General features: G+C 70.0%; 11 protein-coding genes. 7 read left to right on the top strand and 4 right to left on the bottom strand.

Annotated features, from left to right (window positions below):
• Nucleotides 1–32 precede the first annotated feature (32 nt).
• Genes argS through H609_RS0103405 form a run of 4 tightly spaced genes read left to right on the top strand, consistent with a single transcriptional unit; the run spans nt 33 to nt 7,604 of the window.
• Complete coding sequence (gene argS, locus H609_RS0103420) at nt 33–1,796, top strand: arginine--tRNA ligase (protein ID WP_018882593.1); 1,764 nt, start codon at nt 33–35, stop codon at nt 1,794–1,796.
• A 3-nt stretch (nt 1,797–1,799) separates the two neighbouring features.
• On the top strand, nt 1,800–2,390 hold the full coding sequence (locus H609_RS0103415) for an SPOR domain-containing protein (protein ID WP_018879639.1): 591 nt from the start codon (nt 1,800–1,802) through the stop codon (nt 2,388–2,390).
• A 2-nt stretch (nt 2,391–2,392) separates the two neighbouring features.
• A complete protein-coding gene (gene hrpA / locus H609_RS0103410) occupies nt 2,393–6,322 on the top strand; it encodes an ATP-dependent RNA helicase HrpA (protein ID WP_028484325.1) in 3,930 nt (1,309 codons plus the stop codon).
• A gap of 25 nt (nt 6,323–6,347) precedes the next feature.
• Nucleotides 6,348–7,604 (top strand): FAD-dependent oxidoreductase, encoded by a 1,257-nt coding sequence (locus H609_RS0103405; protein WP_028484324.1) that lies wholly within the window; start codon nt 6,348–6,350, stop codon nt 7,602–7,604.
• 45 nt (nt 7,605–7,649) lie between these two features.
• Here H609_RS0103405 and H609_RS0103400 read toward each other — a convergent pair whose 3' ends face one another.
• Genes H609_RS0103400 through H609_RS0103390 form a run of 3 tightly spaced genes read right to left on the bottom strand, consistent with a single transcriptional unit; the run spans nt 7,650 to nt 10,052 of the window.
• Nucleotides 7,650–8,984 carry a HAMP domain-containing sensor histidine kinase gene (locus tag H609_RS0103400; RefSeq protein WP_018865540.1) on the bottom strand — a complete coding sequence of 445 codons (1,335 nt, stop codon included), beginning with the start codon at nt 8,982–8,984 and terminating at the stop codon, nt 7,650–7,652.
• A gap of 25 nt (nt 8,985–9,009) precedes the next feature.
• Nucleotides 9,010–9,726 carry a response regulator transcription factor gene (locus tag H609_RS0103395; protein ID WP_018865539.1) on the bottom strand — a complete coding sequence of 239 codons (717 nt, stop codon included), beginning with the start codon at nt 9,724–9,726 and terminating at the stop codon, nt 9,010–9,012.
• Nucleotides 9,723–10,052 (bottom strand): PepSY domain-containing protein, encoded by a 330-nt coding sequence (locus tag H609_RS0103390; protein WP_026279137.1) that lies wholly within the window; start codon nt 10,050–10,052, stop codon nt 9,723–9,725. Before H609_RS0103390 ends, H609_RS0103395 begins: the two co-directional genes overlap by 4 nt.
• Nucleotides 10,053–10,147: 95 nt before the next feature.
• On the opposite strand from H609_RS0103390, the gene H609_RS0103385 reads away from it, so the two are divergent.
• Nucleotides 10,148–10,459, top strand: a complete 312-nt coding sequence (locus H609_RS0103385) for a DUF2288 family protein (RefSeq protein WP_018878102.1) — start codon at nt 10,148–10,150, stop codon at nt 10,457–10,459.
• 3 nt (nt 10,460–10,462) lie between these two features.
• Nucleotides 10,463–10,855, top strand: a complete 393-nt coding sequence (locus tag H609_RS0103380; RefSeq protein WP_018865536.1) for a DUF3775 domain-containing protein — start codon at nt 10,463–10,465, stop codon at nt 10,853–10,855.
• Nucleotides 10,856–10,884: 29 nt separating this feature from the next.
• Here the strand turns inward: H609_RS0103380 and H609_RS0103375 are convergent, their stop codons facing one another.
• Nucleotides 10,885–11,193 (bottom strand): PilZ domain-containing protein, encoded by a 309-nt coding sequence (locus tag H609_RS0103375; RefSeq protein ID WP_081618392.1) that lies wholly within the window; start codon nt 11,191–11,193, stop codon nt 10,885–10,887.
• Nucleotides 11,194–11,418: 225 nt separating this feature from the next.
• On the opposite strand from H609_RS0103375, the gene H609_RS0103370 reads away from it, so the two are divergent.
• A complete protein-coding gene (locus H609_RS0103370; RefSeq protein ID WP_018879642.1) occupies nt 11,419–11,730 on the top strand; it encodes a c-type cytochrome in 312 nt (103 codons plus the stop codon).
• Nucleotides 11,731–11,742: the final 12 nt, after the last annotated feature.

Here is an 11,742-nt window from a genome sequence, read left to right as displayed (position 1 = left end):
CGGCCCTTTTTACACGACGGATCGAGCCCCTCTTGAAAGACACCCTCACCGAGGCCCTCGCGGCCGCCCTGGAGACCCTGGTGGCCGATGGCCGTGTACCCGCCGATCACGGTGTCGAGGTGCAGGTCACGCGCGCCCGCGACCGCGAACACGGCGACTTTGCCAGCAACCTCGCGATGCAGCTCGCGCGCCCGGCCAAGAGCAAACCGCGTGACCTCGCCGAGGCCCTCAGCGCCGCAATGCCCGAGGTACCCGGTCTCGCCGCCACCGAGATCGCCGGCCCCGGCTTCATCAACTTCCGCCTGGCCGCGGATGCCCGCACGCTGGTGCTCGGCCGCATCGCCACCCAGGGCGCCGACTTTGGCCGCTCCAGCGTGGGCGGCGGTCGCCCGGTGCAGGTGGAGTTCGTCTCCGCCAACCCCACCGGCCCGCTGCATGTCGGCCACGGCCGCGGCGCGGCGTTCGGCGCCACCGTCGCCGACCTGCTGGATTTCTGCGGCTTCGATGTCACCCGCGAGTACTACGTAAACGACGCCGGGCGGCAGATGAACATCCTCGCCGCCAGCGTCTGGCTGCGCTATCTGGAACAGCACGGGGTGCAGGTCCCGTTCCCGGCCAACGGCTATCAGGGTGACTACATCTACCCGGTCGCCGAGGCCCTGACCGCACAGATCGGCGAACAGGCCGTGCACGCGACCGAGGCCGTCACCCGCGACCTCCCGCCGGACGAGCCGGCCGGTGGCGACAAGGAGATCTACATCGACGCGGTGATCGCCCGCGCCCGCGAGCTGCTGGGCCCGGAGCTGTACCGCACGGTGTTCGACTGCGGCCTGAACGCCATCCTCGAAGACATCCGCGACGACCTGCGCGAGTTCGGGGTCGAGTATCAGTGCTGGTTCTCCGAGCGCAGCCTGGCCGACTCCGGCGCGATCGATGCCGCGGTGCAGGATCTCGAGGCGCACGGCGCGCTGTACGAGAAGGACGGGGCCCTGTGGTTCCGCTCCACCGACTACGGCGACGACAAGGACCGCGTGGTGCGCCGCGAGAACGGCGACTACACCTACTTCGCCTCCGACATCGCCTACCACCGCGAGAAGTTCCAGCGCGGCTTCGAGCGCGTGATCAACATCTGGGGCGCCGACCACCATGGCTACGTCCCGCGCGTGCGTGCCGCCCTGCAGGCCCTGGGCCTGGAGGCCGACCGCCTGGACGTGCTGCTGGTGCAGTTCGCGATCCTCTACCGCGGGGGCAAACGCCTGCCGATGTCCACCCGCGCCGGGCAGTTCGTGACCCTGCGCGAGCTGCGCGACGAGGTCGGCTCGGATGCCGCGCGCTTCTTCTATGTGCAGCGCCGCTGCGACCAGCACCTGGACTTCGACCTGGACCTGGCCAAGTCGCAGTCCAACGACAACCCGATGTACTACATCCAGTACGCCCACGCGCGCATCGCCAGCGTGCTGCGCACTGCGGCCGAGCGCGGCCATGCCGCCAGCGCGCTGGACGACGCCGGGCTGTCCGAGCGCCTGACCGAGCCGCAGGAAGACGACCTGCTGGACCGGCTCGACCGCTTCCCCGAGGTGATCGCGGCGGCCGCCGAGGCCTGCGAGCCGCACCAGATCGCCCAGTACCTGCGCGAGCTGGCTGCCGGCTTTCACGCCTACTACAACGCGGTGCCATTCCTGAACGCGGAGGATGCCGCCGTGATCGGCGCACGCCTGGCCCTGCTGACCGGGGCCAAGCAGGTGCTGCACAATGGCCTGCGCCTGCTGGGCGTGACCGCCCCGGAACGGATGTAGACCATGGCCCAGGCCCGCAAGACCCGTCGCAAGTCCACCCCGCGCAAGGCCGCGCGCCCGATCCCCGGCTGGGTGTGGATGCTGATCGGCCTGCTGATCGGGCTGGGCATTGCCGCCGTGCTGTACCTGCAGGGGGCCGACCGCTCACCGGACCTGGGCGCGCTGTTCGGCGACCCGGGAGCCGAGACCGCCGCTCCGGCCCCGACCCCGGCCCCCGTGGAGCGCGACACCGTACCGTCGGACGACGAACCGCGGTTTCGCTACTACGAGCTGCTGCCCGAGGACGAGATCCGCGTACCAGAGTCCGAGCGCGACACCCCTGCCCCGACCCTGCCGCCCGCCGCATCCCCCAGCGAGGGGGAGCCGGTGGTCCTGCAAACCGGGTCGTTCCGCCGCTTCGCCCAGGCCGACGAGATGAAGGCCCGCCTGACCCTGCTGGGCCTCGACCCGCAGGTGCACGAGGTCGAGATCCAGGGTGATACCTGGTACCGCGTGTACCTCGGCCCGTTCAGTGACGAGGACCGCGTGCGCCAGGCGCTGGAGCGCCTGCGCACCGAGAACATCGAGGCCCTGCGTCTGCGCTACCAGGGCTGACCGTGGAACCGGCCCCCGCACCGGAACTCGACGCCCTCGCCGCCCGTATCGAGGCGCTGCCCGCCGGCCCCGAACGCAAGCACCTCGCGGACCTGCTGCGCCGGGCCCGCCAGCGCCAGAAGCGCGGGCAGGCCTGCGACCGCTTGGCTCGCACCCTGGCCGACCGCCTGGACCACGCCGAAGGAAGCACTGAAGAGCGCGCCCGTCTGCGCCCGCAGCCCGTCTACACCGGCGACCTGCCGATCCACGCCGAGCGCGAGCGCATTGTCGCCGCGATCCGCGAACACCCGGTACTGGTGCTGTGCGGCGAGACCGGCTCCGGCAAGACCACCCAGCTGCCCAAGCTGTGCCTGGAGGCCGGGCGCGGCGAGACCGGGCTGATCGGCCACACCCAGCCACGTCGGATCGCCGCGCGCTCGGTCGCCAGCCGCATCGCCGAGGAACTGGGCACCACGCTGGGGGGTGAGAAGACCTCCACCGTCGGCTTCAAGGTGCGCTTTTCCGACCAGACCGGGCCGAACAACTGGGTCAAGCTGATGACCGACGGCATGCTGCTTGCCGAGCTGGCGCATGACCCGGAGCTGCGCGCCTACGACACCCTGATCGTCGACGAGGCGCACGAGCGCAGCCTGAACATCGACTTCCTGATGGGCGTGCTCAAGCGCCTATCGAAGAAACGCCCGGAGCTGCGCATCATCATCACCTCCGCGACGCTGGACCCGGAGCGGCTGTCGGCGTTCTTCGACGACGCCCCGATCCTGACCGTGGCCGGACGCACCTACCCGGTGGAGCTGCGCTACCGCCCGATCGAGCCGGAAGACGCGGCCGACGAGGACGAAGACGCCGGTCGCGGCGAGCGCGACCTGTTCGACGGCATCCGCGAGGCGGTGGCCGAATGCGAGCGCGCCGGCCCCGGCGACATCCTGGTATTCCTGCCCGGCGAGCGCGAGATCCGCGACGCCCACAAGGCCCTGCGCGGCCAGGTGCGCGCCGACACCGAGGTCCTGGCACTGTACGCGCGCCTGTCCGCGCGCGAGCAGTCGCGGGTATTCCAGTCGCACGCCGGCCGGCGCATCGTGCTGGCCACCAACGTCGCCGAGACCGCGCTGACCGTCCCCGGCATCCGCTTCGTGATCGACTCGGGTCTGGCCCGCGTCTCGCGCTACTCCTGGCGCTCGCGGGTCCAACGCCTGAGCCTGGAGCCGATCTCGCAGGCCGCCTGCGACCAGCGCGCCGGGCGCTGCGGACGACTGGGCCCCGGCATCTGCATCCGGCTGTTCGCGGAGGACGACTACCACCTGCGCCCGCCCTTCACCGACCCGGAGATCCAGCGCTCCAACCTCGCCTCGGTGATCCTGCAGATGGCCGCGCTGAAGCTCGGCCAGCCGCGCCAGTTCCCGTTCGTGGACCCGCCCGACCCGCGCCTGGTCAAGGACGGCTACCGCCTGCTGGAGGAGCTGGGCGCGGTGGATGCGCGCGGGCGCATCACCCCGCGCGGCCGCCAGCTGGCGCGCATGCCCATCGACCCGCGCCACGGCGCGATGCTGCTGGCCGGGGCCGACCACGGCTGCGTGACCGAGACCGCGACTATCGCCGCCTTCCTGTCGCTGCAGGACCCGCGCGAACGCCCGGCCGAGGCCACGCAGGCCGCGGACCAGGCGCACCGCGAGTTTCAGGTCGAGGGCTCCGACTTCATGGGCATGCTGCGGCTGTGGGAGGCCTGGCACACCGCGCGCGAGGACCTTGGCTCGAATGCCCTCAAGCGCTGGTGCCGCGAACATTTCCTGAACTTCCTGCGCATGCGCGAGTGGCAGGAGCTGCGCGTGCAGCTGCTGCGCCAGGCCCGCGAGATGGACCTGAAGCCGAACCACCAGCCCGCCGACGCCGAGCCCGTGCACCGCGCGCTGCTGACCGGACTGGTCAGCCAGATCGGACAGAAAACCGAGCGCGGCGACTATCTCGGCGCGCGCAACCGCCGCTTCCAGATCCATCCCGGCTCGGTCCTGGCAAAGAAGAAACCCGCCTGGGTGATGAGCGCGGAGATCGCCGAGACCACCCGTGTCTACGCCCGCGACAATGCCCGCATCGAGCCCGACTGGATCCTGGCCGCGGCGGCGCACCTGCTCAAGCACCATATCTTCGAGCCGCACTTCCAGCGTCGCAGCGGACGCGTCGGGGCCTTCGACCGCATCACCCTGTACGGCCTGGTCGTCGCCCCGAAAAAGCCGGTGGACTTCGCAAGACACGACCCGGCCGAGGCGCGGCGCATCCTGATCCGCGAGGGCCTGGTCGGCGGCGAGCTGCGCACCCGCTCGAAGGGGGTACAGGCCAACCGCGAGGCCGTGGCCGAGATCGCCGAGCAGGAGGCGCGCGGGCGCCGGCGCGACCTGCTGGTGGAAGAGGATCGGCTGTTCGACTTCTACGACGCCCGCCTGCCGGCGGAGATCACCGACGGCACGAGCTTCGAGACCTGGGCGCGCCAAGCCGAGAAACAGGACCCGCAGGCCCTGAAGATCGATCAGGCCGAACTCCTGAACGAGCCGGAGGCGGCACTCCCGGCCGGGGCCTACCCCGACCACCTGGAGCTCGAGGGCCTGCGCCTGCCGCTGGCCTACCGCTTCGAGCCCGGTCAGCCAGACGACGGCGTGACCGTGACCATCCCGATCGCCGCGCTGAACGCGGTACCCGACTGGCTGGGCGACTGGCTGGTGCCGGGGCTTTTGGAGGAGCGCGTGACCGCCCTGTTGAAGAGCCTGCCCAAGGGCCTGCGCCGCCAGTTCGTGCCCGCGCCGGACTTCGCGCAGGCCGCGCTCGCGCGCATCGAGCACCGCCAGGGCCCACTGATCCCGGCGCTGGCCGAGGCCCTGCGGGCGATGACCGGCACCGATATCCCGCTGGATGCCTGGCGCCCGGAGAACCTGGAGCCACACCTGGTGATGCGCTTTCGCATCCTCGACCCGGAAGGCAATGAGCAGGCCAGCGGCCGCGACCTGGCCGCGCTGAAGCGCCGGCTGGGCGACAGCGCCGAGGCCCACTTCGACGCCAGCCGCCCGGACGAGATCACCCGCGAGGGGATCACCGAATGGGACTTCGGCGCACTGCCGGAGAGCGTCGAGTTCGATCACCAGGGGGCGCAGCTGCGCGCCTTCCCGATCCTGGTCGATCGCGGCGACGCGGTCTCGCTGGAGCTGGAACCGGACCCGGCCCAAGCCACGCGCACCCACCGCGCGGGCCTGCGCCGGCTGTTCCTGCTGGGCGCGCGCAAGACCGCCCGCGATCTGCGCCGCCAGCTCCCGGAGATCGAACGCGCCTGCCTGAACTACTCGACGCTGGGCAGCTGCGAGGCCCTGCGCGACCAGATCCTGGAGGCCGCGGCCGACCGCGTATTCCTGGTCGATCCCTGGCCACGCGATGCCGAGGCCTTTCGAGGGCGCCTGGAGGCCAGCCAGCCCGAGTTCTCGCCCACGGTGATGGAACTCTCGCGCCTGGCCGCCGAGATCCTGCGCCACTGGCACGACCTGCGCACCCGGCTGCAGGGCGATCTGCCGCTGTCCTGGATCGAGGCCGCGCGCGACATCCGCAGCCAGCTCGAGGCGCTGGTCCCGGCCGATTTCCTGCTGCGCACCCCGCACGACACGCTGCCCGAGCTGCCGCGCTACCTGCAGGCGATCGACAAGCGCCTGGAACGCCTGACCCAGGCGCCGGACAAGGACCGCGCCCGGCGTGTGGCGGTCGAGCCGCTGTGGCAGCAGGCACAGGAGCTGATCGCGCGAGCGCCGGACCACCCCGACGTGCTCGCGTTTCGCTACCGCATCGAGGAGTTTCGCGTCTCGCAGTTCGCCCAGGAACTGGGCACGCGCGAGAAGGTGTCGCCGAAACGGCTGGAACGCGAATACACCGACGTGATCCAACGACTGGCAAGCGGCCAATAAGCAATCTGGACAGAGGAAGCAACGGATGCGCGTAGTCGTGATCGGGGCCGGCGTGATCGGCGTGACCACCGCCTGGTACCTGCGGGAGGCCGGGGCCGAGGTCGTGCTCGTGGACGCTGCCCCCGCCCCCGCCACCGGCTCCAGCCAGGCCAACGGCGGCATGCTGCATGCGAGCCACGCCGAACCCTGGAACACTCCCGGCGTCGGGCTGGACCTGCTGCGCTTTCTCGGCCGCACGGAGTCGCCGCTGCTGTTGCGCCCCCGCGCCCTGCCGGGGCTGGCCGGATGGGGCCTGCGCTTTCTGTGGCACAGCCGCCGCTCACTGTTCGAGCGGCACACCCGCCTGAATGCCCGCCTGGCCGCGTTCTCGCTCCGGGAGATCGACCGCCTGCAGCGGGAACTGGCGAGCGAGGGGCTGGACTTCGACTTTCGCCGCTGCGGCATCCTGAAGCTGTTCCAGGACCCGGCCAGCCAGGCCCACAATCGCGCCGCCAGCGAGGCGATGCGTGATGAGGATGTGCGCTTCGAGGACTGGGACGTGGAGCGGATCATCGCGGAGGAGCCGGCACTGGCGCCGGTGCGCGACCGCCTGTGCGGCGGGCTGTTCTTCCCCGGGGATGCCATCGGCGACGCGGCACGGTTCACCGAGCAGCTGCTCGCGATCGGCCAGCGCCGGGGCATCCGCTATTACCCGAACGTCACCGTACGGCGCCTGCGCACCCACCGTGGCCGGATCGACGCGGTGGAGACCTCCGAAGGGCCGATCGCGGCGGAGGCCTGCGTGGTCGCCAACGGCTACCACGCCCCGGACCTCCTGCGCCCGCTGGGGCTGCATCTGCCCGTCGCCCCGGTAAAGGGCTATTCGCTGACCCTGCCGATGGACGCCGACTGCCGGCTGAACCTGCCGCTGATCGATGACGCCAACAAGGTGGTGATGACCCCGCTGGGGGCGCGCCTGCGTCTGGCCGGTACCGCCGAATTTGCCGGCCGCGACCGCCACCTGAACATCGAGCGCGCGGCCAATGTTCTCGATCAGTGCCGGCGCACCCTGACCGGCCTGCCCGCGAACTTCGACCCGGAGACGATGGCCCCCTGGACCGGCCTGCGCCCGATGAGCGCCCGCGGCACACCGATCCTCGGCCCCACCGCCATCACGGGCCTGCACCTGAACACCGGATCCGGACACCTGGGCTGGACCTTTGCCTGCGGGGCGGCGGCACTGGTGCGGGCCGGAGTGCTGGGCGAAACACCGAGCCTGCCGATGGAAGGCCTGGGGCTCTGATCCGCGCGAACCGGCTGTTGCGGGATAGCACCCCGGTAAGTCGATTCAGCCCCCCGGGAACACCATGCGGATGCGGGCCCCGTGCAGATCCGGGGCCTGTTCGATGAACAGCGTCCCGCGGTGGTCGGTGACCAGGGTATGGATGATGCTGAGCCCGAGCCCCTGACCGGTATCCCGGTCGGCATCCTGCCCGCCGCGTGTGTCCGCGCGCTGGCCGCGCTCCAGCACCCGGGCCCGGTCGGCCGGCGGGATACCCGGACCGTCATCGTCGATGATCAGCATCACCTCGCCGGGCTGGCAGCGCGTCGTGACCCGCACCCGGCTGGTGGCATGGCGAATGGCGTTGTCCAGGGTATTGCCCAACAACTCGAAGATGGCGCCACCGTCCATGCGCAGGGCACAGCCCGGGGCCAGGTCGGTCTCCAGCGTCACCCCCTCCTGCGCGGCGAGCCGCCCCAGCGCCTGGCCGGTTCGCTCGATGATCGGCGCCAGCGGCTCGGCAGCCTGGAACGGGGCCGGCCCCAGCCGCTGCGCCTGATTCAGCTGGTGCTGGACGATCCCCTGCAACCGGTCGACCTGGTGCTGCATGTCGTCCGGGTCCGGTCGCGCGCTCTCGAGGTTCAGGCGCAATGCGGAGATCGGGGTCTTCAGGCTGTGGGCCAGGTCCGCCAGGGCATTCTGCTGGCGCGCCAGGCGGGCCCGCTCGAACTCGACCAGGTCGTTGATGCTGCCGGTCAGGGCGCGGACCTCGGTGGGATAGTACCCGCCCAGACGGGCGTGGTCGCCATGGCGCAGGGCGTCCAGGTCGCGCCGCACCTGGCGCAGCGGGCGCAGCCCCCAGAACCACAGCGCCAGCGACAGCACCAGGATCATGGACAGGGTCATCGCGCCCAGCCCCTGCCACAGGCTTACGCGGTACTGTTCGACCTGTTCATTGAAGGCCTCGCGGTCCTCCAGCATCTGGAAGGTCAGTCCCACCTGGTCGCCCTCCAGCTCCCACTGCACGGGCAGGCTGAAGCTGAAGTACTCGTCCTCCGACCAGCCACGCAGCGAGACGCCCACCGTCGAGGGCGACCGCCAGAGGGTCTGGCCCTCCTCGCCGAGGATGCGCGCATAAAGACCACTGACCGGCAGTTGCAGCCGGCTTTCGGGGAGCATCTCGGGGACCCGTACATCCGCGGGCCCGATCACCTCGGCCAGCCCCATCAGCAGCAGCACCTGCGCCTCCAGCCGGGTCTCCACCGCGTCCGCCGCATTGTCGCGAAAGGCCGCCTCCAGCACCCAGGCCGTCAGCAGCGAGAAGATCAGCACGGTGACGGCCGTGACCCCCGCCAGGCGCAGGACCAGGCTGCCGCGCAGCTTGCGCAGGGCCGCCTTCATGCGGACCGGGCGGCCTCGGGGTGGATCATCGGGCGCTGTCCGACTCGTTTTCCGGGGCGGGGTCGGGTTCGCGGGCAAAGCGGTAGCCGCGCCCGCGCAGGGTCTCGATCAGCCCCAGGCTGCCATCGGCATCCAGCTTGCGACGCAGGCGACCGATGAGGACCTCGATCACGTTGCTCTCGCGGTCCTCGTCGTGGTCGTACAGGTAGTCCGCCAGCGCGTCCTTGCTCAGCACCCGGCCGGGCTGGCGCACCAGGGTCATCAGCAGGCGGTACTCGAATGTGGTCAGGGTCACCGATTCGCCATTCAACCAGACCTCGTCGCCGGCGGTATCGATCACCAGCGGGCCGAAGTGCAGCCGCTCCTGGCCAGACTGCAGGCTGCGGCGCGCCAGGGCGCGCAGGCGCGCCAGCAGTTCCTGGATATGGAAGGGCTTGGCCAGGTAGTCATCGGCGCCGGCCTCCAGACCCTCGACCTTGTCCTGCCAGCGGTCGCGCGCGGTCAGGATCAGTATCGGCAGGCGCGGCTTCGACTCGCGCGCCTTGCGGATCACGTCGAGGCCATCCATGCCGGGCAGGCCAAGGTCGACCACGGCGATATCGCAGTGGTACTCGGTCAGCAGGTACAATCCGGTCTCGCCATCCGAGGCGGTATCCACGCGACAGCCGCTGCGGTCCAGTTCCTCGCCGATCTGGTTGCGCAGGGCAACGTCATCCTCGATCAGTACCACGCGCAGATTCATTCCGGGAGCTCCACTTCCGTACCTTCCTCGATGCGCAGGGTACGCACTTGCTGGTCGTTGGTCAGGATCCGGATCACGAACAGGCGCGCCCCGTAGCGGCTGACATCCTCGCGGGCATGCAGGACCCGCCCCGGGTAATGTGCCTCGATCTGGGCAACAGCCTCGTCCAGGTCCCAGACCGCGGCCTCGGGGTCGTCGGTATTGAACTGCGCCTGTGCCGGAAGCGCGACCAGGAACAGCATGGCCAGCGCCCGCACCGGGCCCGAGCGACGCCGCATCGGGTGCCGCTCGCGGTGTCCGGGCTGGAGATCCGGCGTGGGTCGCATGGTGGCGCATCCTCCGGGGATTTGCGTGGAAAGGTCTTGAAGATGCAAGGGTATCGGCCTAGCCTGAACCCTATCTGAAACCGACCGGAACCGTCATGCAAGACGCCCCTGCCGAACAACCCGAGATCCCCCTGGAAGAAGAGGCCGGTCCGCTGCCGTGGAAGGAGCTCATGCCGCATTTCGCCCGCGGCGTGGTGATCCGCGTGGCACCGGAACTGGACCTGATCGAGGTGGCCCGCGCCTTCCGCGATGACGCCACGCATCAGGTCAGCGAATGGCTGGCCAATGACCAGGTCGCCCGCGCCTCGGATGACGATGCCCGGCGCTGGGCCGCGAACGATCCGATCTTCACCGCCATCGTGGCTGCGCCCTGGGTCCTCGCCCAGGAGCGGACCCCGTCCCACTAGACGATGGCCGTCTCCCTTGGCATCCCCGGCGAGACCCTGGAACGGCTGATCCAGGCCGCCCGCGAGTTCCACGCCAAGGAGGACGTGGTCTTCCCGGATACCGGCTCCGAGGGCAGTGACGACGACTGGGCCCTGCAGGTGCTGGCCGACCACGCCAGCGACCTGACCCTGCAGGAGCTGGAGGGCACGCTGCGCGACCTGGGCCCGGAGCAACAGGCGGAACTGCAGGCGCTCAGCGGCGTCGGGCGCGGGGATTACGCAGTCACGGACTGGGATACCGCACTGCAGGAGGCCCGCGACGACTGGAGCGCGGACACCGTGCACTGGCTGCTGACGAACCCGATGATCGCCGACGAGTGGGCCGCGGGCCTGGAACAGATCGAGCGCGAGGACTAGCGCGTCCGCCTCGGGTATCGGGGCAACCCCTATTCGAGCTCCTCGGGATCGAAGCGCACGGCGATGCCGCCGTCCATCACCCGCACCACCTGGGCCTTCACGCGCGGCGCCTCGCCGCCATCCCCGAGCATGCCGAATACCTGGAGCATCAACTCGTCATCCGATGCGAGCTTCATCAGGTGCCCCACACAGGCGTTTTCCGGATCGTCCCACTGCAGGAAGGCTCCGCCGCCGGAGATGTCGTTGGTGGTCAGGGTCACCGTGTCCCCGCTTTCGCACTCGGCCACGACCTCGACCGTCATCGGGATCCGTGGATGACGACGCCGTTCCCCTGTCATGGCACTCCTCCTGGTGGCAGATGCCTCTGCGATGTATCGAAAAGGCGCTTTTTGTGTGCTATACGGTCTCCATGATCGTTGGTTTTCGCGATCAGGCGCAACTACCGGGCTCGAACCCGGTGGCGCAAATCACAACCCGGATCACCACACCGGGCCCGAGGATGAAGGCAGTACTCCACAGCTGTCGCTCGCAAAAAGCCACTTCTAACGGAGGAGTCCGTTCCAATGAAGAAATCGCATTTGTACCTGGTGGGGCTTGCCGCCTCGCTAGCGATGGCGGGCACTGCTACCCAGGCCCTTGCCGACGACGAAATCACCCGGGGCCAGCTGATGGCCGCCTCCTGCAAGGCCTGCCACAACGCGGCCGGCGCCGAGGAGGGTGTCCCGGAGCTGAACCGTATTCCCGCTGCAGTCATCGAGAGCCAGATGAGGGCATTCCGCGACGGTGACCGTGACGCGACGATCATGGATCGTCACGCCAAGGGCTACACCGACGAGGAAATCGAAGCGATGGCCGGCTACTTCAGCCGCTTCTGATCAGGGGGAATC

The organism is Thioalkalivibrio sp. ALE17, from assembly GCF_000425605.1.
In the GTDB taxonomy this organism is placed as follows: Bacteria; Pseudomonadota; Gammaproteobacteria; order Ectothiorhodospirales; family Ectothiorhodospiraceae; genus Thioalkalivibrio.
Note: the sequence above shows the minus strand (reverse complement) of the source record. Positions and strands in the feature narration are given on the sequence as shown.